This window comes from Microbacterium suwonense, assembly GCF_030296555.1.
Taxonomy (GTDB): Bacteria; Actinomycetota; Actinomycetes; order Actinomycetales; family Microbacteriaceae; genus Microbacterium; species Microbacterium suwonense.
In genome coordinates, this window is sequence record NZ_AP027728.1 from 2117381 (window position 1) to 2144087 (window position 26707).

Genomic DNA, 26707 nt, shown 5'->3' on the forward strand with positions numbered 1-26707 from the left:
GCGTGCGCCGCACGCCGCTCCCGCTACGCCCCGGTGTCGTCATCCGTCCCGGCGGCCGCGGCATCCAGCAGCCCCAGATCGTCCTTCGTCACGAGCCTGCTGGAGACCGCGTGCTCGACCAGTCTGGCTCTCCGGTTGGTCGCCAGCTTGCCCTGCCCGCCGCGCATGCCCTGCACGCCGATGCGGTCGAACTTGTCGCAGACGTTGTCGAGTTTTCGGTTGAAGCGCGTGCTCGTCCAGCCCAGTCGCTCGGCGGCGCTCGCCGAACTGGGGATCTCGCTGGTACCGGTGCCCTCACGGCGCAGCACAGGCTCGGCGAGCGCCAGGATCAGCAGCTTCTGGCTCTCGGTCAACGGCACGTGCCCGATCGTCGACTGCCCGTCATCCGCGCTGTCGCGGGGCGCGATACGGAAGGCCGGTCCCTTCGCGTGGATCGTGAACTCGTAGGTCGTCGGCCCCGCGGTGAAGACGACCGTGGTCTGTTCGAACACGATCGGCAGCCGTGCCCCCGGCGCCAGCCAGGCGTTCACACCGCCCGACGAGTCGGTCACCGTCGCAGTCAGCCGCGCACCGACATTGGTCAGCCACCACAACCCGTCGGAGTGCGATATCTCCAGGAAGTTGCGATGCAGGAACAGGTTGTCATCCAGCTCCAGATCGCCCTGACGGCCGACGTGGAACGGCTGCTCCGGATCGAGCGAGAAGTACTCGCCCGCGTATTCGACTGTGATCTCCATCAACCCACACACCCCCTGACGGGCTGCGGCGACGCGCGCCCGTCCTCCTCTTGATGAGCACCTCGATGCAGGTGCGTCCCTCGTGCGTCCCCTCGAGGGTGACGCTGGTCTGATCCGTGGTGTGCGGCTCGCGCTCTCCGTCGAGCGTCACCTCGTACCAGATGTACCCGTCGCCCTCCTCGGGCGCAGGATTCTTCCACGTGAAGGTCACCGCACCGCCGGTGACGCTGCCCTCCAGGTCGGTCACCGCCGGCACGCTCCCGGCGATCGGATCCTTCGGCTCGGAGCTGGTCGGAACGGTCGGCTCGGGCGTCGGCACCAGCGCGTCGGTGATGGCTCCCGCGAAGACTGTGCCGATCACGAGCACGGCGACCCCGGCCGCCGCGACGAGCCATCCCCACCACGGCATTCCGCGACGTCGGGCGGATGGGGACGCGTCCTCGCCGGCCGGCGGGACGACAGGCCCGGGCTGTGCGGTCTGCGGTGCAGCCGATTCGGGTGCCACCACGGTGGGCCGACGCACCACGGTGGCCTCGTCGTCGTCCGAGAGCTGCAGCGTCGACGGCGTGCGCCGCTGTGTCTGCTCCAGGGATTCCGCCGAGGCGCCCGCTGCCGGCGGGCTGTCGAACCGCGGAGCGTCTGCCGGAGCATCCGGGAGCTTGCGCACGGTGGTCGCCGACGGGCGCGTGGACGTCTGCGTGTCGGGGTTGATCGAGCGGACCTCGCGTACGCGCGTCAGTCCGTCGTCGTCGTCCTCCAGCTCCTCGTGCGAGGGGTGTTCGTCGACGATGTCGATGGGAGTCACGGAGTGCGCCAGCTCGATCTGCACCTTCTGCAGTGCGCGGGCGAACGCCACGGCACTGGGATAGCGATCATCGGGCCGCTTGGCCATCGCACGGGCGAGGGCCGCCTGCAGACTGTCAGGAACGTCTGCGCGATCGAGCGGCGGAACCGCCATCCGCTCGATGCGCTCGATCAGATCGGCGCTGGTGTTGCGCTCGCCCTTGCGCTCGAACGGCGAGCGCCCGGACAGCAGTGTGAAGACCGTCGCACCGAGCGCGTACACGTCGGTGCGCACGCTGGTGCTGGGGTTGTCGGCGAACGACTCCGGCGGCGACCAGGGAATCGACATCCCCGCCGCATCGCCCTCGGCACCGGTGGTCGAGGCGATCCCGAAGTCGGTCAGGGCGGGGCGGTTGTATGCCGTGACGAGAATGTTCGCCGGTTTGATGTCGCGGTGCAGCACGCCGGCCCGGTGCGCGGTCTCGGCGGCGCCGCTCACCTGGACGCCCACGCGCAGCGCCTCCGCGACTGACAGCGGCTCCTTGCGCGTGCGCAGCTGCAGGTTCGGCTTGGGACAGTACTCCATCACCAGATAAGGCCGGCCGTCCTCCGCGACACCCGCCTGGTAGATCGTGACGATCGCCGGGTGGGTCGACAGCAGCGCCATCACGTTCGCCTCGTTGGTGAACTCCTCAGCGGCACCGGCGCTGAGGCGGTCGGCCAGCAGCACCTTGACGGCGACCTCGCGTTTGGGTAGCTGCTGCTCGTAGAGGAAGACATCGGCGAACCCGCCGGTGCCGAGCGGCCGCAGGTACGAGAACCCGGGCAGCTCGGGCGGCGGCGATGGAGCCCGACTCACCCGAACTCCTCGACCGAGACCGTGACACCGTCGCCCAGGTCGATCACATCGCCGCCGAGTGCCAGCGTCGGCTCGCCGGGGTGCAGCCGCACCGGATCGGAGTCCTGCCGCAGCAGCGTCGACCCGTTGGTGGTGTGCAGATCGATGACGACGACCGAGTCCCCCTCCGGACGCACCTCGAGGTGGTTGCGTGAGATATCGGACTGCGGGCTGTCCACGGCGACCAGGTGCGGCAGGGTGCTTCCGCTCGCGCGCGTGGAGCGCGGCTTGCGCCCGATGATCACCGGCCGGTCGAGTTCGACCACCTGGCCCGTCGACAGGCGGATCCGTGCCGGCCTCGCAGCGACGGCCTCGCCCGGGAAGGTGGGGATGATCTCGGTGGGCGCGTCGGGTGCGGTGGAGGCGCTGCGCAGCCGCCGTGCCTCCGCGAGTGAGATCGTAGCGCCGTCGTGGTCGCCGATGTCGACTGCCGGGGCGTCGGCGGCGAGGGCCGGCTCTGGGACGGCGATCGGCGGCGGGACGGTGAGGCCGGCGTCCGCCTCGGGGACGGATGCCGAGGGTGCCGCAGCCTCGGCATGCGTGGGCGGTGCGATCGTCTCGGACAGATCCGCCGGCTCGGCGGCGGACGCCGGGTGCTCGGGCTCCGGGTGCTCGGGCTCCGGGTGCTCGGACGAGCCCCGCGCCAGCAGCACCTCTTCGGGGGTGATCGTCTCGGTCTGGATCCCATCGGAGGCCGCTTCCTCCGGAGTCGGCTCGGGCTCCGGAGTCGGCTCGGGCTCGGGATTCGGCTCGGGCTCCGCTTCGAGCCCGGACTCGGGCCCGGGCTCGGCGGCCGGTTCCGGCCCCGGCCCGGCGTCTTCGACGGGCTCCGGCTCGTCGCCGGGCTCGGCCTCCGGCTGATCGGCCACGACAGCGGGCGACTCGACGGCGTCCGCATCGCTCGGGTCGGAGGCGCCCGTCTCCGACGGCTCCGCAGCATCCGCTTCCGGCACCTGGAACGGATCGCCGACCCGGATGCCGGCGGCGAGCACCACGCCGGAGCGGATCGGATACTCGGGCACGTCGGCCGCATCGCCGAAGGCGACCTCGAAGCGGGCCCCGCCCGCGATGAAGCGTTCGCTCCAGGTGGTGATGTCCTCGCCCGAGAACCCCTCGTCGTACCCGGTGCGCACCGTGACCGCACCGCGAACCGCGAACCGCGTTCCGCCTGCATCGATCAGCGCCACGGCGAAGGATCCAAGGCCGGTGATGGCGCCACCGGAGAGCACGTCGATCACCTCCGTCAGCGACGGCACCCCTCTGCTGAGCATGGCGGAGAGTGCGACGACCTTATCGGAGCTCGCGTCGGCGGGGAGAGCCGCGACGCCGGATTCCTCGACGACGACCTGCCACGCTCCCGGCCGGTAGACCATGTCACTCATCGCATTCCTCCATCCCGCGCGGCACGCGGACGCGTGTCGTCAAGTTCCTCTGCCTCATCGGCCTGCACGTGCACACCGCGCGCGGACGCGACGGTCAGCGCATCGACGACCACCACCGTGACGTTGTCCCGTCCGCCAGCCTGCACGGCATCGGCGGTGAGGATGTCCGCAGCCCGCTGCGGGTCGGACTCGGCGCCGAGCACTTCGGCGATCCGCTCATCGGAGAGCTCGGTGGTCAGGCCGTCCGAGCAGACCAGCATCCGATCTCCGATCTCCGCCGGGAACAGCCAGTAGTCGGCATCCCCGACGCTTCCCGCGCCGATGGCGCGGGTGATGATGTTGCGGCGCCGATCGGATTTCGCCTGCTCGGGCGTGATCTCGCCGTCGTCGATCAGCTCCTGCACATAGGAGTGGTCCACCGTGATCTGCTCGAGCACTCCTCCCGCGAACTGATAGGTGCGGGAGTCGCCGATGTTGAGCACCAGCCAGTAGCCGAGCCCATCCACTGCGGCGATCGCCACGCCGCTGAGCGTGGTTCCGGCGCCGGCTCCGGGGCCACCGTGCTGTCCCAGCGATCCGACTGCCGAACGGGCGGATGCCAGCGCATCCCGCACCTGACCGATCGACAGCGCCTCCTGCCCGATCAGGCTGGAGAAGTGCTCGATGACGGTAGCGCTGGCGATCTCGCCCGCGTCGTGCCCGCCCATGCCGTCGGCCACGATGAACAGCGGCGCCGAGGCGAGATAGGCGTCCTCGTTGAGCTTTCGGCGGGCGCCGACGTCGCTCGCGCCGCCGCAGGCGGTGAGCACCGGAGCGGTCATACGTAGCCCCCGATCGTCACGATGCGGTCACCGATCTCGAGGGCATCGCCCAGACGCACGGGCACACGCTGCCCGGGCGGGCAGGCGATGCGCACGCCCTCGCGCACCACTGTCGTGCCGTTGGTGGACTGCCGATCCATTACCCAGCCTCCGCGCGCATCAGCGCCCGCCTCGAAATGGGTCTTCGACAGCGAGCGCGTCTCATCGCGGACGGCCACGTTGACGGCACCGTCACCCTCCTCCGGGTTGCGTCCGAACACCGTGCGCCCGGACACCGTCGAGCGCTGCCCGTCATCCCAGGTGAACACCAGCCGGTGACCGGGCACGCTGATGCGCGTGGACTCGATGTCCTCGTCCTCGGTCTCGTCCTCGCCGCGGTGCACGAGAGAGGGCTCGGGCCCGGCGGCCGCCGGAGCGCCCGGAGCGGGAATCGACTGCACGGGCTGAAGCTGCACCGGCTGAGGCTGCACCGGCTGAGGCTGCACGGGCTCGGGCTGTCGCCCCGACGGCTCCTGCGTGACGCCCGGCACGAAGGAGATCAGCGGATCGTCGGGCAGGCCACCGCCCTCGGGCACGTCGCGGCCGATGCGGGGAGTGAGCACAGTGTGCTCCGCGAACTCCTCATCGGCCGGTGCGACGGCATCCGGAGCCGCAGCCGATGCGACCTCCGGCGCGGCGAGAGCCGGCTCTGCCTCAGCGGATTGCGTGGGCACGGGTGCCGCGGGAACGGGGACACCCGACCGCGGCTGCGCGAACCCCGGCATCGACGTCTGCGGCGCCGGCGGCTGCGGCGGCGTCTGGGAGTCGGCTCCCGGGAAGCCCGGCGCGGCAACCCCGGGCGCCGCCGACCGGGAGCGGATCCCGCTCGGCACCAGCGGCGGCTGAGTCGTGTCCAGAAGCGGCGGCATGTTCCGGGCGCTCTCCGGCCGTCCGTCGAGCATGACCGCCCCGCCCACCTTGTCGTGCCACCCTTGGAACAGTCCGGAACCGTCGAACAGCACCGAGAAGTACCCCACCACGATCGATGCGGCCAGGCCCCAGATCACGTTGCGCAGCAGCGCGCGGCCGAAGCCCAGCCGACCGCCGGTCGTCGCATCCGCCAGGCACACGCCCATCGCGCGCATACCGATGGAGCCCCGCCCGCCCTGCATCACCGTGTAGACCACGAACCACGCCAGACCCAGAATGCCGAACAGCGGACCCGCCACGACCAGTGCGGCGAGAAGACTGCCGCTGGCGGTGGCGACCAGCATCATGATGATCATCGGGACGATCGCACTGATCGCGAACCCGATGGCGGCGTCGATGAGGTAGGCGAAGGCCCGTCGCTTGATCGGAGCGACCTCGCCGAAGGTGAGCATCGTCATGGGGTCTCGCTCTCGGGTCGCGTGCTGCTGCTGTCGATGTTGCCAGGTTCACCGCGTACTCGCGCGGTCGCCGCGTCTTTGAGCTCCTGCACCCGCGCGGCCATGCGACCGCTTCCGGTGAGGGAGCGCACGCTGAGCCGCGCCTTCATCCGCTTGAGGAATCCGGCGTCCCGGCCGAGCCCGCCGACCACGGAATCGACCTCGGCCCAGAATGCCTCCACGTCCTCCTGGCTGGGATCGTGCGGACCGAAGACCTGGTCGTCGGCGCGATCGGCCAGCGATGTGACCGTCGGGATCGCGAGCGCCGTCGAAACGTGCATCGCCTCTTCGGCGCGGGTGCCGCCCGGTGCGAACCGTGCGCCGTAGTCGATCGCGCGATCCGTGAGTTCGTCCCAGCCGCCGCTGATGCGATCGGCGGCGCGCTCGGCATGGCGGCGCGCTCGACGCCGTGACGCCTTCCATGCGCCGATCACGATGAGCGGTGAACTGAGGATGAGCAGCACCAGCAGCGAGACGCCGCCGATGGCAAGGATGACGCCCAGGATGCCGAGGATGTTCGGCGAGTCGTCCTCGGGTTCGCGGTCGTCCGGCACGGTCGGCGGAAGATCCACCGGCTCCTGCGGGGAGGCGGGGGCTGCAGAACCTGCGGTTTGGGATCGACCTTCGGCTTGGTGTTCTGGTCCTGCGGCACCTGATCCTCGGGCGGCGTCGGGTCGAAGGGCAGCCATCCGTATCCGGAGAAGTTCACCTCGACCCAGGCGTGCACGTCATCGCCGGTCGCCTCGAAGGTGCCGCCTGAGCCGCTGCCCTTCTTCGGGTAGTAGCCCATCACCACACGCGCCGGGATGCCGATCTCACGGGCCATCAGCGCCATCGTCACAGCGTACTGCTCGTCGTCGCCGATCATCTGGTTGCCGCCGAGCAGGGTCGCGATGCGCTCGGCGGTGTGCCCCGCGCGCGACAGGTGTGCCTGGCCGCCCAGCCCGTGGCTGAAGAACCCGGACTTCTGCAGGTACGTCTCCAGCGCCCGCACCTGCGCGATGGGTGTCTCGGCATCGACGACGGTCTCCGCCGCCAGCGAGCTGAGCGCGTCAGGAACATTATGCAGCTCCGGCAGCTTCATCTTGACGATGGGGGTGTCACCGAGCTGCTCGTCCGTCGGGACCTTCGGGAACACCGCGTCCACCGCATAGGAATCGCCCTTCTGCAGTCCGGCGGTGACCACCGTGGTTCCGGTGGCGCTGTTGTGATACCCGCTGCGGCGCAGCTCGTCGGCACGCTGACCGTCGAAGGTGATCTGCGAGATCACCTTCGTGCCCGGCACCCACACGCCGCTGTAGTCGTCGATGACGAACCTCACCGTGGCGGTGCTGCCCTCGACGCCGGCCGCCATGTTGGAGCGCAGCGGCGTGAACGCGCTGGAGGTTCCCGGCCCGCCATCGGTGACGTTGTAGACGACACCGTCCCAGTCGTCCATGGCCGCCAGGCGCACTCTCGCCCCTCTGGAAGCCCGGTGACCGTGAACAGCGTCCTGTCGGCCTCGTCGCGGACGTTCTTGCGGAACGACTGAAGCGGGCTGGGGTAGTCGCGGATGTTGAAGGGCGGGACGATCGCGTCGCGGAACACGTGCCGCGGCTCGGCCGGCGAGGCGACCGCGCCCAGACCCGCCCCGGCGATTCCAGCCACCGCGAGCACGGCGATGCTGCCGAGCAGGCGGCGGGTGCGCATGTGCGCTGTTCGCGCCGGGTCGGCCTCCGACACGTCCACGGCGCTGTTCTGCGGTGCCCACCAGGTGCGCAACGACATCCACACCGTGGTAACGGCGGCGAAGACCGCCCCCTGGGCGAGGGGGAAGGCCGGATCGGGTACGCCCAGCGCGATGATCAGCAGCAGGGCGGCGACCGCGGGGATCAGCGCCCACCGCACACTGCGCAGCCGCAGTGCGAGTGACGCGGTGGTCACGGCGGCGAGCAGCCCGAGGATGAACGGCACCACGAGGTGACCATCCGCGGCCGACACCGGAGCGACGGTGGTGAGCAGCTGCTTCCACGAGGTGACCGCCCCCAGCGCCAGGCTCCGCAGCGTCTCGAGTGTGGGGATCGCGCCGCCGATCGTGGTGGCAGGCAGGGCGAGGGCCCCACCGAAGACGAAGTAGACGGCGATCGTCAGGCCGGCGACGATCAGGATGCCCCAGCGTCGCCATGCGCACACGGCAGCGATCGCGAGTCCGAGCAGCATGCCGCCGAGCGCAGCGGCCAGGAAGGACGGGCCGGCGAAGCTCGGCCAGAAGCCGAGCAGTGCCACTGCCGTCAGAACCGCGGCCGCGGAGAGGTCGAGGATCCAGCGGCGCCGCGGCAGCACGGCATCCGTCGAAGTAGGCACAGCGGTCATGCGAGAACCCTCTGAAGCGCGAGCGGAAGCTGGTCGAGTGCGCCGATCGTGACGACGTCGGCATCGCCGATCCTGCGCAGCTCGGGCTGGTCGATTCCGCCCTGCACCACGACGGCGATGGCGCGCGCACCGAACGGCACCCGGGAGCAGGCGAGTCTGAGATCCTCAGCGGAGACCGCGGAGCCGCACACCAGCGCGACGACGCTGGCCAGCGGCATCGTCGCGGCAAGGACGCCCGCGAGCGCGGAGATGCCGCCTTCGCGGGGCCGGGACGGCTCGACCATCGCGAGCGAGTCCAGCAGCTGCTTTCCGGTGTCGGATGCCAGTTCCCGGCCCTGCACGCGCACGTCGACCTTCTGCGAGTCGCGCAGCGCCCGCAGCCCGATAGAGCCCGCCACCGAGATGGCAAGCTCGAGGTCGTCGTCGGTGCGGTAATCACGTGGCGAACGGGACAGACCGATCACGAAGTGCGAGCGGCGGGTCTCCTCGAACTGCCGGATCATCATGATGCCGGTGCGTGCGGTCGAGCGCCAGTGCACATGACGCAGATCGTCACCGGGCTGGTACTCCAGCAGGGTGTGGAAGGAGACGTCGTCACGGGACAGGTCTGTGGCGGGCAGGCCCTCGAGGTCGCGCAGGAATCCCAGCGACTGACCGCCGAACAGCGTGGTCCGAGGGTGCACGTACAGGGCGACAGGCTCGTCACGGCGATGGGCGCGCTCGAAGAGCCCCAGCGGATCGCCGCGCACCACGCTGACCGGCCCCACCTCGACCACCCCACGCCGCTGCGTCGGGATGGTGAACAGCTCCTCGGCCTCCTGCTTCGGTCCGAGGCGCTGGATGGAGAACTCGCCGCGGCCAGCACCGACGGGCAGCACGACCCGCGAGGGCAGAATCGCGCGGACACCGCGGTTGACCAGGGTCAGAGCGCCGACCGCGCGCTCGCCGACGACCACGCGCGTGCGTGCCAGATCCAGCGAGACGTCGTATTCGGTGCGCCCGATCAGGAACAGCGCACAGATGACGGCGAGCATCGCCAACACCAGTCCTGCGACCGCCACCTCCTGCCAGCCGAGCAGCTGGCCGACGACCCATGCCGCCACCGCGAGCACCATCACGATCCAGCCGAGAGGGCGGATGACGGCCGCGACCCGCTGCAGGTGTCCGAGCGCGCGAGTTCCGATGACCGCGACGATGTCGCGCCACCCGGCCTCCCGATCCGGCGCCTGCGGGTTCGCGAGCGCATCCGCCGTCATCACGCGCTGGCCCGTGCCTGCGGAGCGGCCACCTCATCGAGCACTCTGGCGATGACGCTGTCGGCCGTGGTGCCGGCGAACTCCGCCTCGGCATCCAGCATGAGGCGGTGCTGCCAGACCGGGCGGGCGAGCGCCTTGATGTCGTCGGGCAGCACGTAGTGACGGCCGTGCGCGGCCGCCCACACCTTCGCGATACGGATCATGGCGATGGCACCGCGCACCGAGACGCCGAGCTTGATCGCGCTGTCCCGGCGGGTGGCCTCGGTCAGCTCGGCCGCATAGCGCAGGACTGCGGACTCCACGTGCACGGTGGCGGCCAGATCGGCCATGTCGGCGACGGCGCTGGTGGTGATCACTGCGGAGAGGGCCGCCGCCGGGTTGCGCTGGGCGGCGCCCGCGAGGATGCTCTCGGTGACGGCAAGGCTGGGGTAGCCCACCGACGTCTTGACGAGGAACCGGTCCAGCTGGGCTTCGGGCAGCTTGTAGGTTCCGGCCTGCTCCACCGGGTTCTGCGTTGCGATCACCAGGAACGGCCGGCCCGCCTCATGCGTGACGCCGTCCACCGTGACCCGCGACTCCTCCATGACCTCGAGCAGCGCCGACTGGGTCTTGGGAGACGCGCGGTTGATTTCGTCGGCCAGCACGATCGAGGCGAAGATCGGGCCCTTGTGGAACTCGAACTTGTGCGCCTGCTGGTCGTAGATGGTGACGCCGGTGACGTCAGAGGGCAGCAGGTCGGGCGTGAACTGGATGCGTGAGCTGGTGCCCTGCACGGTGGCGGCGAGCGCCTTGGCGAGGCTGGTCTTGCCAGTGCCGGGCGCGTCCTCGAGCAGCACGTGCCCCTCGGCGAGCATGGCCGAGAGCACCAGGCTCACCACCTCGGGCTTGCCCTGCAGCGCCTTGTCGATGTTCTCGACCAGGCGCTGGAACGTGCTCTGGAACCAGGTGGCCTGTTCGGGGGTCATTGTCATGTCGGATCTCTTATCTCTGAGTGGTGAGGTCTGCGTGCGTGAAGCGGCTGCGCGTCGGCTAGCCGAAGGTGCCCTTCACGCTGCTCGGATTCCCGCCGATGATCTTCAGTTCTTTGTCCTTGTAGAACCCCGAATAGCACTTGATCTGCACCTTGCCACCGGACGGGATGTCGACCTTGTAGCCCAGGTTGTTGCCCACGAACTTGCCGCCCGCCCAGCACTCGATGTTGTAGCTGCCCGCCTTGAAGTACTCGTTGGTCTTCAGCAGGTAGCGATGGCAGGTCCCGCCGCCCACGACGGTGCACCCGGGGACTTCTTCACCTGGTCCCAGGGTCGCCGCCGGCTGCGGCGGCGCGGAGGTCTTGGCGGAGTAGGTGCCGGACTCCGCCGACCCGCCCTCGCTCGCCGTCGCGCGCACCTTGATGCTGTGCGTCTGGTTGTAGCCGTTGCCGACCGTCTTGGTACCCGAGGTCGCGACCTTCTGCCAGCTGCCGCCGTCGACGCTGATGTACGTGGTGATGGGGCGCCCGTTCCCGGATCCGCCGGCGTTCCAGGTGAGCTTGATCGCCTTGTCGCCCGACTTCGCCGCCGTTCCGGTGGGCGCCTTCGGAGCACCGAACGGGGTGACCTTGTTCGATGCGGCCGAGGCGGGGCCCGGCTGCGACTGCTGGCCGTCGATCACGGAGTATGCCCGCAGCTGCACGGTGTATCCCGTGCCATTGGTCGCGGCGATGGTGCTGCTGCCGTTCCAGTTCGTCCACGATCCGCCGGAGATCAGATACTGATACCTGATCTCGCTCTCCTTGGCGCCGTTGAGCGCCGATGCCGGCATCGAGTAGGAGGTGATGGTGATCTTCCCGTCGCCCTCCGTGACCTTGACGTTCGTCGGAGCCCCCGGCTTGCCGAAGGCGCGCTGCGGAGTCGATCTCGGGCTGATCTCACTCGTGCCGGCCTTGTTGGTCGACCGCACCGCGTAGGTGTAGTCGGCCGAGTTGAACGGCACCGACACCACCTTCGACGTCGCTGTTCCCACGGCGAGCGTGCGGAACAGCGATCCGCCCTGGTAGATCAGCAGGTCGTAGTTCTTGACCGCGTCGCCGTTCGGGTTCGCGTCGCCCCAGCTGACGGTCATCTGCGATTCGCTGCCGACAGAGGGCGCGCTGTTCACCTTCGGCGCGGCGACCACGCCGGGCACGCCCGCCGGCGTCTCGCCCAGCGACCAGAGGCTGTAGCTGGAGGGGTCGGGCGCCTGGTTGTGCGCCCGCACCCGCACCTGATAGTTCGTGCCGTTCTCCAGCCCGTCCCAGGTGAGGGTGTTCACGTTCCCGACCTTGCGCTCAGAGGATCCGCGCAGCGGGGCGGGTGAGATCTGCAGCGTGTACGAGTCGACCGGCGACCCGTTCGACTGCGGAGTCGTCCACGACACCGCGAGCGATTTGTCGCCGAACACCAGCTTCGGCGGTACGGGGGTCTCCGGCCGCACATCCGGACGGGCGGGCTCGGACAGCGGCGATGCCGGCCCCTCGCCGACCCGGTTGTGCGCGGTCACCTGGAAGGTGTACTCGACGTTGTTGACCAGGCCGTCCAGCGTGCACGTGGTCGTCTCACAGGTCTTCGAGTAGGGGCGCCCGCCCACCGAGGTGACCGTGTAGCGATCGATCTCCGCGCCGTTGTTCGAGGGCGCCGACCACGCCAGCACCACCGTGCGGTCCTCCACCGTCGTCACCCGGGGCACGCCCGGTGCGTCCGGCACACCCTGCACGGTCACGGTGACGCGGCCATCGACCTCCCGATCCGGGTCCTTCGTCGCGTCCTGGATGCGATACCGCACCACGAGCACGCCGACGAACTTCTCGTCCGGGGTGATCTCGACCTGATCGCCGGCCACCTCCGCGTCGCCGACGCCGCTCTCCGTCGTGGCGGAGAGGATCTTCAGCGGCGTGCCCTCGTCCTGGAACGGGTTGATGTCGTTCTCCAGCACCGGCACGCGGATCGTCTTGCCCTGGTCGGCCTGATCCACCGTGTCCGGGCTCGCCACCGCAAGGCTGCGCGTAGACGCTGTCACCGTCACGGCCACGCTCCCCTGAACCGGTGCCGTCGTGCCGTCCGTGATGCTCAGCCCGACCATCGTGCTGGTGCCCTTGGGCGTGGTCGTGCCGGCATCGACCAGCAGCGTCGACCCGTCCAGCCGCGCGTTCACGCCATCGCCGGGCTGCGAGGTGATCCGGTATCGGATCCTGTCCGCGTCGGCCTTGTCGGGATCGGTGGTCAGCGCCGCCAGGTCGAGGGCCGTGGCGTCCTCGCCGGGAGCGACCTCCACCTGCCCGTCCACGAACACCGGCGGCTGGTTCTCGGGCGGCAGCACCAGAATCGGAATCGACAGCGTGCTTCTGCGTCCCGCCGGATCGTCCACCGTCTTTCCGTCGGTCACCTCGAAGCTCAGCGCGTCCTCGCCGAAGAACCCTTCCTTCGACGTATAGACCAGCGTGGTCTCATCCTGGATCAGCGAATCGCCATTGCCGTGCGTGGCGCTGACCTTCGCGGCCTCCGTCAGCCGCACCGTCCCCCGCCGGCGACCGAGACGTACTCTGCCAGCGGCAGCTGGATCGTCTCTCCGCTGCCCACTTCCACCGGTTTCGTCGACAGCAGCGACGGGCGCAGCTCGTCCAGCGACGGGACGAAGATGAACGCCGACGCGACCAGATCGTCCTGGTCCGTGATGGTGTACCTGATCAGCTGACGATCCTCGGTCACCGTGACCCGCGCCTTGCGATCGCCCACCAGTCGGGCACCGTCCTCGAGCTCGACTGTGAGGCCCTCGACGGTGCCGTCCGGGTCCTCGTCGTTGCCGAGGATGTCGAGGTCGGTGGTGAGGGAGTCCTCGAGGTCCTCGACGCGCACGCGATCGTCGCGCGCGACCGGTGTCATCAGCGGCACCTCTTCGTCTACCGTGACCAGGATCGGCGCATCGGCCTCGGCGCCCTTCGCGTCGCGGATCGTGTACCGCAGCGACGCCTCCATCTCATGATCGGGCACTGTCACGATGACCCGGTCGCCGGAGACCTTCGCCGTGATGCCGGAGTCATCGGGCACCTCCAGGCCGTCCTTGACCAGAATGAGCCGATCCCCCTCGGGATCGGAGTCGTTGGCGAGCACCGGGACCGCCACCGACCGGCCGGGCCGCACGACCACGGCATCCTTCACCGCGTAGGGCGCCTGATTCATCGCCTCGGGCGGCGCGATGCCCACCCGGATCGTCGCGGTGCCCTCGGCGCCGAGACGATCGCGCACCCGGTAGACGATGGTGTCGACACCGGAGGACCCCTCGAAGGCCTCGTACTGCAGGTAGTTGCCGCCGGTCTCGGTGATGCGTCCCTTGATCGGAGCGACATCCTGCCCGAGCAGCTCCACCGAGTCACCGTCCGCATCGATGCCGTCCAGTGGGATCGGGATGCGGATGCTGCCCCCTGCCAGGGCACGTGCGGTCAGGTCGTGCGGACGCGGGGGCGCGTTGACATCGGCATCCAGGGGAAGGATCTGGATGGTGATGTGACCACCCGCCTTCTGTCCCATCGAATCGACGGCCTCATACGTGAGGTAGACGGTGCGCGCCTCGTCGCCCGCACGGAAGCGCACCTGATCCTGCGAGACGAACGCCTCGCCGTAGGCCGGATCCACCAGCGGCTCGACCAGGTCGGGGGCGACATGCATCGCATCGCCGTTCGGGTGCACATCGTTCTCGAGCACCGGAATGGTCACCACGTCGCCGACGCGGACCCTGGCCTCGTCGTCGTGTGTGACCGGGGCCTCGATCTTCGACGGTGCGGGAATCGGCACCACGGTGACATCGCCCTCCGCCGACTTCGAGCCGTTCGAGATCCGGTAGGTGATCTTCACCGGATCCTCGAGACCGCCCTGGTCGCTGATCCGCAGCGTCTCGTGGTTCAGCACCGACACGGCGATGCCGCTGTGCGGCGGCACCGAGACCGACTGCACGACCAGCACCCCTCCGGAGGGATCAGAATCATTCGCCAGCACCCCGACGAGTGCCTCGCTGCCCTGGGGAAGCAGTGCGACATCGCGCACGGCCACCGGCGGCAGTTCGGACTCCTGCCGCTCCAGCACGTCCACGCGCACGATGCCCTTGGCATCCGCCGGACCCGCCGACACGAGATACTGCACGTAGTAGACGCCCGCTGCACCCGACTTGAAGGTGAACTGCTTCTTCGGATAGTTCGGGACGATGATGGTGCCCTCGACCGAATCCACACGGGTCAGCCGCAGCTCGTCACGGCCGGAGCTGGTGTCGTTGGCCAGCGGCGAGACGGTCGCCGTCTCGCCCACCCGGGTGACGATGTGATCCGCGTTGGTGACCGGCACAGTCGTACCGGCCGGTTTCACATCGAGCAGGATCCTGCCCGTCGCGACCTCCCCGAGGGAGTCCGAGACGAGCACCTCGATCTCCTTGCGGCCCTGCAGACTGCCCACCGCGCGGTAGGTGATCTGGCCGTCGGTGGTGAACTCGACCTCGTCGCCCTCCGCCGCCACGACGCTCTTCAGATACAGGTCGTCGCCCTGGGGATCGATCCAGTCCGGCAGGATGTTGTATGCCAGCGTTCCGCCCGACTCGACCGACAGCTTGGTGACCCGCTTCGGCTTCGGGGCGGTGTTGGTGTCCCAGTCGTGCACTGTCGCCGTCACGGTCGCCGTGTCAGTGCCGTTGGGACGCCCGTCGTCCACCTGGTAGGTGAACGACGCGGTGCCGGTCGCGTCGTCGGGCACGAGGATCTGCAGGGCGCCGCCGTTCAGGATGGGCTGCACCTCGCCGATCGACGGCTGCGCACCGACGAGGGAGGCCACCAGCACATCGCCGTCGGAGTCGTTGTCGTTGTCCAGCACGGGAAGCAGGGTCGTGCCGCCCGGACGCACACCGAGCCGGTCGTTCTCGGCGACCGGCGGCGTGTTCTCGGCCTTGCGCTCCGGCAGTGACGTCTCCACCGTCTCCTCGGTGGACTCGTCCTCGTCCTCGGATTCGCCCTCCGGCGGCGCCAGGATCGACCAGTCGTCCACCCGCTGCAGGCTCTCATCCGCCAGCCATGCCTCACCGCCGACGACATCGTTCAGCACGATCACGTCGCGGTTCACCCGGAATTGCAGCCGCGTGCTCTCATCGGCACCGGGGATCTCGGCATCCACATCGTTCCGCTCGCCGATGCAGTCGCGCAGGAACCGCGCCGAACCGCCCCAGGCCGCATAGGTGCATCCGCCCAGGAACACCGGAGCGGCCGGCGCTCCCGTCCCGCCGACCTCGCTCCGGGTGATGTCGCCGCCGTCGAGCGGCACGGACAACAGCGCCGAGGGCGTCGCGATGGCGACCGAGTCGGCCGCGCCGGATGCCTGCTGCAGCACGGCATCCCGTGCGCCGTCGATCTTCTCCTCCAGGCCGCGGGGCCCGGCGACGACGCCGCTCTCCGCGTCGAGGACGACGGGCACGTCGCCGACCGCGGTGATCGTCGGGCGCGAGGTCTTGTCGATGCCGGCCACGGATGCCGCGCTCGGATCCAGCGGCGACCCCTGCTCATCGACGGGGACGGTGACGATGTCGCCGTCCTTCGCCGAGACGGCGTACACGGTGCCGTCGTGGCCGACCGCCACATCCGCGTTCTTGCCGAGTTCTCTCACGGTGTCGGCGGTCGCGATGTCGAATCCGGCGATCTCGTCGACCCCGACGACCCAGAGGGATCCGGAGGCGCGATCCAGGATGGCCGCCGTGCGGTTGCCGAGCGCCACCTTCGCGTCACCGGGGATGGTGGCGCTGTCGGTGAGCGACATGCGGGCGGGATCGACGGCGGTCACCGTGGAGTCCCCCTGGTCCACGACGAGCACGGTCTCGGCATCCTGCAGGATGTCGTAGTTCTCGCTGGAGGTGCGCAGCCCGCCATCGAGCACCGTGGACTCGTGATTGAAATGCCCCACGAGCAGACTCGACGACTTGGTCAGCCAGACGCCGCCGTCGTTCAGATCCACCTTCGCCGTAGGCAGTCCGTCATACGCGAACGCCATACCGGTCAGCGCGACCGCCCCGACGACCACACCCGCCGTCGCCGCAAGGGTCTTCGGACGCGCTCGAACCCACGACAAGGCCTTCATTCCGGTATTCCCCCTGGCGTCCGCAGAATGCATCCGTGTCATTGTAACCAGCATGTCCCGCATGTTTCCGGGCGGACGATGGGCAGAACTCCCCTGCTGGCACCGCGCACGGGGATCCGATGGGAGGAGCGTACCGGTCCTGACCCGGCCTCAGGCGTGCGCCCGCCAGCATCCCTCGACGTGATCGTCGACCATCCCGGTGGACTGCATCAGCGCATACATCGTCGTCGGTCCGACGAAACGGAACCCGCGTTTGCGGAGCGTCTTGCTCATCGCCGTGGATTCCTCGGTCACGGCGGCGACATCACCGAGCTCACGAGGGCGGAGTCGCGCGGATGCCGCGGGGGCGAACGACCACAGCAGCGCATCAAGCTCGCCATCGGCCATGCCGCGGACGAGCGCGGCGTTGGCGATCGTCGCCAGGATCTTCGCGCGGTTGCGGATGATCCCGGCATCCGTCATCAGCCGCTCGACGTCGCCGTCGTCGAAGGCCGCGACGTGCGCCGGATCGAATCCGGCGAACACCTCCCGGAATCGGGGGCGCTTGCGCAGGATCGTGATCCAGCTCAGCCCCGCCTGGAAGCCCTCCAACGACATCTTCTCGAACAACGCGCGGTCGCCGTGCAACGGCGTGCCCCACTCCTCGTCGTGGTAGCGGCGGTACTCGTCGTCATCGCCGACCCACGCGCACCGGGCGCGCCCGTCGGGGCCGGTCAGCAGCGAGCCCATGCGACTTCAGGCGTTCCAGGGGAACGGCCGCTCCCGGTCGAGCGCCGCGTCGTTGCCGACGCTGCGAGATACCCGGCCTGCCTGACGGTGCTCATGGTGTTCAGGGTATCGGGCAGCGGGGTCAGTCGACGTCGAACAGCTTGTCGAGCTTGTCCTCACGCAGATACTCTGCGTAGCCGTCGATCATGGCCTGTCCCTGCCGAGAGATGGTCGCGAGCGGGTTGATCACCCATCCGCCGTTCTCCTGCGTGGCGATCACGTGGAAGGTCTTCAGACCGAGCCTGCCCAGCACGGGCTGATCGTCCAGGCAGAATCGCGAGCCGAAGTCCGGCAGGACGCAATTCCTGGTGAACTGCACTGACCCGCTGGTCTCACGCAGTGCGAAGTACTCCATGTCGACCTGTTTCGCCGTGAGCTGTACGCCGCCATCGACCTCCTCCGACTTGACGTTCAGCCGCGGGAAGTCAAGTCGGCGGTCCTGACCCAGCGACGACTGGTTCGCCGCATCGGCGAAGAACGCCTCGCCGTAGATCGACAGGAGCCGGCGCTCGGGGAGCGGAAGCGCTGCGGCGAGCGCATCGACGTCTCCTGTCGCGAAGGCATCGCCCGCACCATCCGCGAGTGCCTGCAGCGCGCTCTCCGGGCTCTTCGCCGGATTCGCGTCGATGACGTCGTCGCCTCGTTCGAGGGGCAGGCGCCGGTCGTCATACCGCACGGCGGGCACCAGCGCCTGCGAGTAGACCAGTTCCGCACCGGTCAGCAGTGGGCTGACGTACCAGCCTCCTTCATCGACGACCACGACACTCAAAGGGCTCTGACGCTCGAAATCGTAGCGTTGCTCGAAATCGTCGTTGAAATCGCCGATGTCCCAGATGATCGGCAGCTGCTTCCGAAGGCCCTCGATCATCGAGGAACGCTCGTTCCCGAAGTGCGAATCGCCGTCGTAGCTGCCCTCGATGTCTTTGCGATACGCCGGGTTGGCGTAGGCGAGCTCGACCAGTGCGTCCGCGACCTGCTCCGGATCGCCGTCGATCGTCACCGTGCCGTCGACCAGGGTGACGACCTGGATCCCTTCGGCGATCTCCGTCGCCTCGTACTGGAACCCGTCGAGCGTGACTTTCACGGTGTCCTTCAGCTGAGAGAGCAGCTCGACGTAATCGACATCGCCTTCTTCGAGCGCGGGAGCCTGCAGCTTCGATGCGTGCTCGAGCAGCGGTTGCAGGTACCGGGCCTCGCTCGGTGCGAACGTCCCCGCCAACGCCAGCACGTCACCGCCCAGGGTCCCGTCGACCAGTCGCTGCGCCGCGGCTTCCGGGCTCGACGCCCCGCCGGTGATCACTCTGACCGCAGCGAAGGCGCCCCCGCCGAGCACCAGCGCCGCTGCCGTGATCGACGCGCCGATGATGACCCCGCGCCTGCGCAGCAGGGGCTTCCTCTCAGCAGAGGGCGCGGTGGGAGCGATAGGAGCGCCGGGCTGCGCCACGATCACACCCGCGGTCTGCTGTGCCCAGGTGACCAGCTCGGGATACGCATTCGGATGCCGTGCGATCATCGGAGCCAGGTCAGGGCGTGATGCGGCGATCTGAGCCAGCCGCTCAGCGGAGGTGGACGGGTCGAGAACCTCTCGATCTGCGGTATCGGTCATTACACTCTCCGTCTCTGCGATAGGACGATTCAACCGTCACGGCGCAGCGCGCGCGATGGGGAACATGTCCCATCAGACGCGCAGCGCGAGCAGGTGCTGGCAGCCCGCGACCACGCCGTCGGAGAGGACCACGTCGTCTGCGTCGATCAAGGCGGAGCTGTCGGGTGCGGAGACCGTGACGGCACGGGTCACGGCAGATCGGATGCCGATGGAGGAGCGCAGCAGGTGCGCCCACCAGGCGTCGAGACGATCGCGACCGTGGATGCGATCCCATCGCAGGAGATCGTCGGTGTCGAGTCCCGGAACCGGCCAGGTCAGCACGAGGATCGCGCCCTTGGTGCACAGTCGCCGCGCCTCGGCAACGACCGCCGCGGGGTTCGGATGAAAGTGCAGCACGTTGCACACCAGCACTGCCTGCGCGCACGCATCCGGAAGGCCAGATGCCTCGGCGAGCGCGTGCCGGCCCTCCTCGATCCGACCTTCGCGGAGGGCGCGGTCGAGCATTGCGGGTTCGGAGTCCACGCCGACCACCCGCGCGCCGACCCCACGCGCCATCAATCCGGTGCCGCAGCCAAGATCGACGACGACCCCCGAGCCCGGCAGCAGTGCGTGCACGCACCGGGCCAGCTCGCCGGTGAGCGGAGAATCCCAGATCGTGTCGTAGACGCGCGCATAGGCGGACCAGAATCCGCCCGCCCTCACCAGATCACGAGCTTCCAGCCGGGGAGGATCAGGTACACGCCGTATGCGATCAGCAGCAGCCCCGCCCACCAGCCGCCGGCTGCCGCGCCGAGCCCGGTCGCCACGATGCCCACCACCACGAGCAGCAGTCCATACAGCTTCGTGAGCACACTCATCGTTCCGGTGACCGCACGACCCGCCTTCTGCCAGCCGCTGGTGCGCTGCCCTGCCACCGGGGCCGACATGCTGGTCGCCGACACGGGCCTGTCGATCGACGGAGCCGCGCCCATGAACGCGGCGACCGGATCGAGGCGGCGGGCGCCGCACCGAGCATCGCAGTGACCGGATCGGAGACCGGTGGTGTCGTGCTCAGCATCGCCGCGACCGGGTCGGAGACCGTCGCAGCGGGCTGGGGAGCGGTCGTCTGCGTCGGAGGCGCAGCGAGTGCGGTGGAGTCCACCCCGGCAGCGATGCCGGAACGTCGTGCAGCCACCGCCTGCTGAGCATCCGGATTGCCGTACTGCGCGATCCACTCCAGCATGTCTGGGTAGGCGTTCGGATGCATGGCGATCAATGCTCCGAGATCGGACCGCTGTCCAAGGATCCGGCCGAGCACCGCGGCATCCGTAGACGGATCGAGTACGGCATCCTTCTCCGCGTCCGCTGATGCGGGAGTGCGTTGCGCTTCGATGTGCGCACGAACATCGGGCGGACAGCTCGGGTTCGCCAGGATCGTGGGCCACAGAGAAGGGTTGATGCCCGCGATACGCCGCAGCAATTCTGCGGGCGCCTGCGGATCCTGCGCCATGCTCAGCTCGATGTCCTGAATGCTCATGTCCCGCTCCCTTCGTCAGCGAGTCCCGTCCCCCGGGGTCCAGAACCGAAGCGCGATCGGGTCGGCGCCGAGGACTGGCTCGTCACTGGTCAGAGTATTGATCCGGAGTCCAGCCGTGAATGGGGAACATGTCCCATCGCCGAGCGCCGGTCGCGCTTCTAGGCTGTGGCCAGGAGGTCACCGTGCACGATCCGCATCGCGATGCCGCCTGGCAGGCACTCGCCGATCCGCTCACATCGCCCGAGGCGCTGGCGAGCATCGTGTCCGCCTATCCGGAGTTCGGTTCGCAGGCCGCTCAGCATCCGAATGCCTATCCGGAGCTCGTCGCCTGGATCCAGCAATACGCCACCGCAGCCGCGGCGCAGCCGACGGCGGCTGCGGCGGAACCGCTGCCGCTCGAGTCAGCGACTGCGGATCCGATCCCGGCGGGTGCCGGTGGCGCGACAGCCCGCGCACCCCGACGCCGCCTGATGCCCGTCGCGCTCGCTGTGGTCACCGCATTGGTCGTGGGGGCTGCAGGCGTCACCGGCGCGATGGCGATCACGAAGATCATGGCGGGAACCGCCTCGGCCGACGGTGGTGCCTCCGGCACGGGCGACTCGAACGGTTCCGGCACCGGGAAGGGTTCACCGGCGACGGGTTCCGACGCCGACTCGGATGACTCCGCAGGCGAGCGTGCGGATGCCGAAGGCGCCGTGCTGCCGTACACCGACACGGCATCCGGAGCCGCCGATCTGGCGCAGAAAGACGGGGGTGCGGAATCCGGGCCCATCGTGCTCATCCTCGACGCATCCGGCTCGATGGTCCGCGAGACCTCACCCGGGCGCACCCGCATGCAGGATGCGCAGCAGGCGATGACCACCGCGATCGGGATGCTGCCGAAGGACGCGCAGGTCGGGATGCTGGTGTTCGGGACCGGCACGGGCAACGACGCCGCCGAGCAGGCGCAGGGCTGCACAGACGTCAAGACCGTGCAGGAGCTCGGTGTGCTCGACGCGAAGACGCTGACCTCTGCGGTGGCCAAGGTCACGCCCTCGGGATTCACCCCTCTGGGCCCATCGCTGCGCACCGCCGCGGACATGCTGCCCGCCGATGGCCCCGGCACCATCGTGCTGGTCTCGGATGGCGTCGACACCTGTTCTCCCCTCCGGCCTGCGAAGTGGCATCCGATCTGCGCAGCGGGAATCCCGCCCTGACGATCCATGCGGTCGGCTTCGCGATCGACGACGACGAACAGGCTCAGCAGCAGCTGCAGTGCATCGGCCGGGTCGGCGGTGGCGGCTATATCTCGGCGGCGAACGTGCAGCAGCTCAGTGCGCGCATCGCGCGCGCCACCGGCACGGACGCCGCGACCGTGCTCAGCGACACGGGGTTCCGCGGCATCCGGCTCGGCATGACACTCGACGAGGTGCGCGCGCGGGTACCCGGTTTCGAAGTGATCGACAAGAACAGCACGGGCGGTGTGGAGTATGTGTACGTCGAGTGCGACTGGGGCAGGATCGAGTTCCAGTCCGGAATCGCGACGCTGATCGCTCCGGAGAGCGGGGCGTCGACCCTCGACGGCGTGAGCGTGGGCGATGCCACCGCCGATGTCGAGTCGGTCTACGGGCCGGCTATCGACGGCGGTCACAACGAGCTCGGGATGTTCTCGGTGTACCGTCTCGCCGCTGACAGCCCCTACGCGTACCGCGTCTACGGCACCAAGAAGGTGGAGCGCATCGTGCTCTGCCGGTGCGTCCCCGAAGCGCTGGCCGGAGGCTTCTCGTCGTGGGAGATCACCTACGACGGGGTGGGGCCGATTCAGCTCGGGATGACGGTGGAGGAACTACAGACGGCGCTGCCGGATGCCGCGGAGCTGGAACTTGCCGGCGACGATGACCCGGTGACCTGGCAGCCCCTGGCCGACCAGGACTGGCTGAGCGTGGAGATCGCCGAGGGACAGGTCTCGAAGATCACCGTGCGCCCCATGGACCGGGACTCGTACCGGACCCGCGTGGACCGCGGGCCGTCGCTGCCGCACATGCGCGGCATTCGCATCGGCGACACCCTGAGCACGGTGACGAACATCATCCCGGGTGGGACGGAATACAACGTGCTCGCAGCCGGCATCCACAACTATGTCACCGCAACCCGCACCGGGCACGCGATCGCGTTCGAACCCGCCTGGACCGATGGTGACGTCGAGCTGCTGGGTGCCATTGTCTTGGCAGACGCGACCCTCGCCAACGTCAACTTCCCGGCTCCCGAGGTCACCGTCGTCGACTACAGTGCCTGGCCGGACGATCTGCGCGGCACGTGGTGCCAGCGAGACGACCCGGACATCTGTTTCAGCATCAAGAACCTGCTCGCATACAACCCCGGCGCATTCCTCGCCCACGGTCCCAACGAGGACGGCTATCAACCGGATGCGCATAGTTACGCCATCTGCCTGGATGACGACCTCGGCGGCGGCCAGTGCACCACCGCAATGACGCAGTACCTGACGTACTATCCGGAAGGCGTCGATGGGGACTGTCCCGGTGCGATCGCCGCGGGCTGGCCGGCCTGCGCGAACGACTACCCTCATGACACCGGCGAACCCCGGCTGGTGGTCCAGGCGAACCACCAGCAGGGTGAGCTGTATTGGGATGGTGCACCTCTGTACAAGCAGTGACGCTGTACAAGCAGTGACGCGCCGCGCTGCGCGTGAGCCCACGACACAGCTCGGGTGCTTCGACTCGCTCGGCGACTGACAGTTCGGCGGCCGACGGTTCAGCGCGCCCGGGGTGGGATGCCCCCAGCACCGCCTCAGCGCACCTGGTCGGAGAGCTTCGCGTAGGCGGCCTTGACGTTCGCCTGAAGCGCCTCTGCGAGTGTCTCTGCGGCGTCCTCATCCAGCTCGTCGAACAGGCTCACCTGCGTTACGGTGTTCCCGTGCACGACCACTGCCTGCACCGTGTCGGATTGATACTCCCCGTCCCCCGCGACGCGTATACGACGACATGTGACAGGCCGTCGTCCGTATCGGCGAGGACGGACAGGTCGCGGGAGGCATACGGCTCGGACTCGCCATATGAGCCGATCGTGAACTGAGAGCAGCCGTCGAGCAGCCCGAGCTGGTTCCCCGCCCAGGCCGAGGCGGCTTCGGGCGTAGCGAACTGCGTGACATCCATCCGACCGTGGATCGCCGCATCCTGACTCGCCCAGCGCGCACGGAAGCCGACGCTTCCGTTGTAGTACTCGACGATGAGGCCGATGCACTGCTCGGGATCAGTGGTGACTCCATCGGATTCGCCGATGGCTCCATATGCCGCGCTGACCTCCGCCACGGAGTCGATCCCCAGAACATCCGCGAACCCCTGCTCCGAAAGCAGCAGCCACTGCAGTTCGTCACCGGTGTACAACGCGGGCACGCCCGAGTCGAGCACCATTCCTTCGACGGGCGCCGTCTGCGGCACCTCCGCAACGGAGGCTGGCGGCGTCGATACCGGGGCCGGCAGCCCTGTGCTCAACGCCCAGACTGACGCCCCGGTCGCAACCAGCCCGACCGCGGTGACACCGGCGAGTGTCCAGATCAGCGACTTCTTCATCTTTCCTCCAGCACTCGGCGGAAGCCGGTCAGCCAATCGCCCCGATCACGTAGGCGAACAGCGCTGCCCCGGCGATCAGCGACGCCAGCCAGAGGTATCCGAGGACCAGGCCGGCAATCGCCATGCCTCGGCCACGCTCACCCGTTCGTCGGATCTGCGAAAGGCCGATGTGGCCGAAGACCACGCACAACGGCCCCGTCGGCAGGAATGCGAGGATCAGTGCCAGCAGTGCCATCGTGTTCAGCGGCGGGATCCCGGATGCCTGAGGGCCGGGCAGAGGATATCCGGATGTCGCGTACGCGCCGCCGCTGGCTGGGAAGGCGGCGGAGCTCGCCCGCGCTGCCTCACGACGGTGGGAGAGCGATGAGAACCACAACGCCACCGCCACAGTCGCCGCCGCGGGGATCATCATCACCAGCAGCTGCATAGCCGTCCGCACGGGCTCCGGCAGCGGGTAGTAGAGCGGGTAGGCGAACATCGACCCGATGGTCAGGACGACCAGGATCGGCAGCCCCAGGTACCCGAGCGGACGCAACGGCCAGGCGATCGCCCATGCCAGGAAGAGCAGCGAGACGGCGACGAGGTGCATGAGCCCGCCCACCATGGCGGCGCCGAACAGCACACTGGGGACCCCGGCGACCACGACCAGCGCGATCGACGATATCCGACGCCCCAGACTCGGCGCTCCCACGGCTCCGATGACCGCAGCGATCGCCCCGAGGACGCTCATAACGCGCACGAGGCCCATCCCGCCCATCCCGTAGATGAAGTCGCTTCGCCCCAGCCCCAGCAGCAGAACGAGCGCGACTCCCCATGCCACCACCGCGAACACAGGGGCACCTCGCACAGAACGAGTGGAGTCCCGATTCCCCGAGCCGACGTCCGGACCCATCGCGACCGCGTCGGCTGATCGCATCTCGCTGCGCGCGCTGTGCGCAGCTCCGGCGACCTCCTGCGCCCACTCTCGCAGCTCCGAGTATGCGTTCGGATGGGCTCCGATCTGCGCCGCGAACTCCGGGTGCTCGGCGGCGACCTGAGCGAGACGCTCGGGTGTGGTGAGTGGAGTATGGATGTCGTCCCAGGCGCGAGACCGCGAATCGGGCATGCCCATCAGTGAGCTCCGCTTCTGCGAATCGCCAGCACCAGGTCACCCAGGCGAATCTCCGCATCCGAGATGATCGAGTACGGCGCTTCGGACGCGAGCACCATCTGCATTCCATCGGACATCGTCACTCGGGTGCCGTTGGTCGAGTTGAGATCGGTGATGGTGAGAACGCCCGGAGACGCGATCAGCTGCGCGTGCGTCTTCGAGATCGATTTCGCCGGATCGTCGAGTTTCACCAGCAGGGCCCCCGGTGCCGTCGGGTCCGCGGCAGGATCCCGACCGAGGCGAAGAGCGGAGGGCACGACCAGCTGCCGCCCATCGGGAAGCACCAGCATCCACTCGGCCCGCGCCCGGTCCGACGCGATGCGCGTTACGTCGAGATCGTCGTCATCTTCAGTGACGGCAGGAACCCCGGATGCGGACGCGGCCGGCGCCGGCGCCGGCGCAGCAGGCGATCCCCCGGAATCGACTGGATCAGCGCAGCAGGGCTCGCGGACGGGACGGATGCCGAGGGCAGGGGTGCGGACGATCCTGCCGGTGCAGACGTCGGCGGGGCCGCAGGAACGGTCGGAACGACAGGCGCGGCCGGGACGGCGGGCGTCGCCGGGACGGCCGAGGGCATCTCCTGCTGCGGGGTCGAGTGCGATCCGGGTTGCGGAACCGTCGGAATAGGCGGAACAGGCGGGACGGGCGGAGCCGATGGCACCGTCGGAACGGGCGGAGCCGCCTGAGCCGGAGGCATCGGCACCGCCGGCACGGCTCCTGACGGCGCTGACGCAGGCGGCACCGGCACCGGAGGCACGGGCGGAACCGGGACCGCGGGGGTTGCACCTGCGTAGCCGCCGTGAGCCGGGTGTCGCTCAGGTGCGGGTCCGGCCGTCGGCGGCTGGTAGCCCGCCGGCGCACCGTGCGGCCCCTGCCGTGCGGCGGCGTCGAACTGCGCACCCGCGGGGTTCGACGCCTGCGCGAGGAAGACCAGCAGGATGATCGGCCCCGCAAACGGGATCAGGTAGATGAACACCGTCGGCCACGCGTACCCGGCATCCTGCAGCCGGCGGATCGTCAGCGCGAGCTGCGGGACGATCGCCGCGATGGCGGCGAGCCACGCCAGCATGGCTAGCAAGCCTCCGAGCATCCCCGGCTGGCCTGTGTACGGGTTCGTGGTCATCACGGAGACCACGGCTGCGAAAAGGAACAGCGCGAAGAATCCGCCGGCGAGCACCAGCGCGACCTTCCAGTACTCCGCGAGACTGGCGCGACCGGTGAACGTGACGCCCTTCACGACGAAGCGCTTGAGCGCGGCACCGTACGGCGCTCCGGGATAGGGCTGGTCGAGCGGAGGCTCGTAGGGATTGGGGTTGTGCGTCACGTCAGCTCTCTCTGAAAT

At 69.0% G+C, this 26707-nt stretch carries 22 protein-coding genes and 1 pseudogene; 2 read left to right on the forward strand and 21 right to left on the reverse strand.

Annotated elements, in window-relative coordinates:
- Positions 1-23 precede the first annotated feature (23 nt).
- The 17 genes and pseudogenes from QUE33_RS10610 to QUE33_RS10690 all read right to left on the reverse strand — a co-directional run bounded on the left by QUE33_RS10610 (position 24) and on the right by QUE33_RS10690 (position 20646).
- On the reverse strand, positions 24-740 hold the full coding sequence (locus tag QUE33_RS10610) for a hypothetical protein (protein WP_286299845.1): 717 nt from the start codon (positions 738-740) through the stop codon (positions 24-26).
- On the reverse strand, positions 643-2379 hold the full coding sequence (locus QUE33_RS10615) for a serine/threonine-protein kinase (RefSeq protein ID WP_286299847.1): 1737 nt from the start codon (positions 2377-2379) through the stop codon (positions 643-645). The genes QUE33_RS10610 and QUE33_RS10615 overlap by 98 nt, the downstream gene beginning before the upstream one ends.
- Positions 2376-3800 carry an FHA domain-containing protein gene (locus QUE33_RS10620; RefSeq protein WP_286299850.1) on the reverse strand — a complete coding sequence of 475 codons (1425 nt, stop codon included), beginning with the start codon at positions 3798-3800 and terminating at the stop codon, positions 2376-2378. Before QUE33_RS10620 ends, QUE33_RS10615 begins: the two co-directional genes overlap by 4 nt.
- A complete protein-coding gene (locus QUE33_RS10625; protein ID WP_286299852.1) occupies positions 3797-4621 on the reverse strand; it encodes a PP2C family protein-serine/threonine phosphatase in 825 nt (274 codons plus the stop codon). The genes QUE33_RS10620 and QUE33_RS10625 overlap by 4 nt, the downstream gene beginning before the upstream one ends.
- Entirely contained in the window at positions 4618-5988 is a 1371-nt protein-coding gene (locus tag QUE33_RS10630) for an RDD family protein (protein ID WP_286299854.1), read from the reverse strand. Before QUE33_RS10630 ends, QUE33_RS10625 begins: the two co-directional genes overlap by 4 nt.
- Positions 5985-6599, reverse strand: a complete 615-nt coding sequence (locus QUE33_RS10635; RefSeq protein ID WP_286299855.1) for a hypothetical protein — start codon at positions 6597-6599, stop codon at positions 5985-5987. Before QUE33_RS10635 ends, QUE33_RS10630 begins: the two co-directional genes overlap by 4 nt.
- Positions 6600-6757: 158 nt before the next feature.
- Positions 6758-7381 (reverse strand): annotated as a pseudogene (locus tag QUE33_RS16185) (transglutaminase-like domain-containing protein); the annotation flags it as partial.
- Positions 7345-8379: a hypothetical protein gene (locus QUE33_RS10645; protein ID WP_286299857.1), complete on the reverse strand. Its 1035-nt coding sequence runs from the start codon at positions 8377-8379 to the stop codon at positions 7345-7347. The gene QUE33_RS10645 and the pseudogene QUE33_RS16185, both read right to left, overlap by 37 nt.
- Complete coding sequence (locus tag QUE33_RS10650; RefSeq protein ID WP_286303143.1) at positions 8376-9635, reverse strand: DUF58 domain-containing protein; 1260 nt, start codon at positions 9633-9635, stop codon at positions 8376-8378. The genes QUE33_RS10645 and QUE33_RS10650 overlap by 4 nt, the downstream gene beginning before the upstream one ends.
- The gene (locus QUE33_RS10655; protein ID WP_286299859.1) at positions 9635-10606 is read right to left on the reverse strand and encodes an AAA family ATPase; all 972 of its coding nucleotides are present in this window, start codon (positions 10604-10606) and stop codon (positions 9635-9637) included. Before QUE33_RS10655 ends, QUE33_RS10650 begins: the two co-directional genes overlap by 1 nt.
- Positions 10607-10664: 58 nt before the next feature.
- Positions 10665-13166 (reverse strand): fibronectin type III domain-containing protein, encoded by a 2502-nt coding sequence (locus tag QUE33_RS10660; protein WP_286299861.1) that lies wholly within the window; start codon positions 13164-13166, stop codon positions 10665-10667.
- The gene (locus QUE33_RS10665) at positions 13157-16789 is read right to left on the reverse strand and encodes an Ig-like domain-containing protein (RefSeq protein WP_286299863.1); all 3633 of its coding nucleotides are present in this window, start codon (positions 16787-16789) and stop codon (positions 13157-13159) included. The genes QUE33_RS10660 and QUE33_RS10665 overlap by 10 nt, the downstream gene beginning before the upstream one ends.
- A gap of 117 nt (positions 16790-16906) precedes the next feature.
- Positions 16907-17485 carry a DNA-3-methyladenine glycosylase I gene (locus QUE33_RS10670; RefSeq protein WP_286299864.1) on the reverse strand — a complete coding sequence of 193 codons (579 nt, stop codon included), beginning with the start codon at positions 17483-17485 and terminating at the stop codon, positions 16907-16909.
- A gap of 121 nt (positions 17486-17606) precedes the next feature.
- Positions 17607-19130: a variant leucine-rich repeat-containing protein gene (locus tag QUE33_RS10675; RefSeq protein ID WP_286299865.1), complete on the reverse strand. Its 1524-nt coding sequence runs from the start codon at positions 19128-19130 to the stop codon at positions 17607-17609.
- Between the two features lie 72 nt (positions 19131-19202).
- Positions 19203-19832: a class I SAM-dependent methyltransferase gene (locus QUE33_RS10680; RefSeq protein WP_286299866.1), complete on the reverse strand. Its 630-nt coding sequence runs from the start codon at positions 19830-19832 to the stop codon at positions 19203-19205.
- On the reverse strand, positions 19829-19981 hold the full coding sequence (locus tag QUE33_RS10685) for a hypothetical protein (RefSeq protein WP_286299868.1): 153 nt from the start codon (positions 19979-19981) through the stop codon (positions 19829-19831). The genes QUE33_RS10680 and QUE33_RS10685 overlap by 4 nt, the downstream gene beginning before the upstream one ends.
- 2 nt (positions 19982-19983) lie before the next feature.
- Entirely contained in the window at positions 19984-20646 is a 663-nt protein-coding gene (locus tag QUE33_RS10690; RefSeq protein ID WP_286299870.1) for a variant leucine-rich repeat-containing protein, read from the reverse strand.
- A gap of 182 nt (positions 20647-20828) precedes the next feature.
- Here QUE33_RS10690 and QUE33_RS10695 point away from each other — a divergent pair, with 182 nt between their 5' ends.
- Positions 20829-21842, forward strand: a complete 1014-nt coding sequence (locus QUE33_RS10695) for a vWA domain-containing protein (protein WP_286299872.1) — start codon at positions 20829-20831, stop codon at positions 21840-21842.
- Positions 21806-23299, forward strand: coding sequence for a hypothetical protein (locus tag QUE33_RS10700; RefSeq protein ID WP_286299877.1), 1494 nt, complete (start codon positions 21806-21808; stop codon positions 23297-23299). The genes QUE33_RS10695 and QUE33_RS10700 overlap by 37 nt, the downstream gene beginning before the upstream one ends.
- 247 nt (positions 23300-23546) lie before the next feature.
- On the opposite strand, the gene QUE33_RS10705 is transcribed toward QUE33_RS10700, so the two are convergent.
- Genes QUE33_RS10705 through QUE33_RS10720 form a run of 4 tightly spaced genes read right to left on the reverse strand, consistent with a single transcriptional unit; the run spans position 23547 to position 26689 of the window.
- Positions 23547-24215, reverse strand: coding sequence for a hypothetical protein (locus QUE33_RS10705; RefSeq protein ID WP_286299880.1), 669 nt, complete (start codon positions 24213-24215; stop codon positions 23547-23549).
- A 28-nt stretch (positions 24216-24243) separates the two neighbouring features.
- Positions 24244-25326: a DUF4190 domain-containing protein gene (locus tag QUE33_RS10710; RefSeq protein ID WP_286299882.1), complete on the reverse strand. Its 1083-nt coding sequence runs from the start codon at positions 25324-25326 to the stop codon at positions 24244-24246.
- Entirely contained in the window at positions 25326-25655 is a 330-nt protein-coding gene (locus QUE33_RS10715) for an FHA domain-containing protein (RefSeq protein WP_286299884.1), read from the reverse strand. The genes QUE33_RS10710 and QUE33_RS10715 overlap by 1 nt, the downstream gene beginning before the upstream one ends.
- Before the next feature lie 35 nt (positions 25656-25690).
- On the reverse strand, positions 25691-26689 hold the full coding sequence (locus tag QUE33_RS10720; RefSeq protein ID WP_286299885.1) for a DUF805 domain-containing protein: 999 nt from the start codon (positions 26687-26689) through the stop codon (positions 25691-25693).
- Positions 26690-26707: the final 18 nt, after the last annotated feature.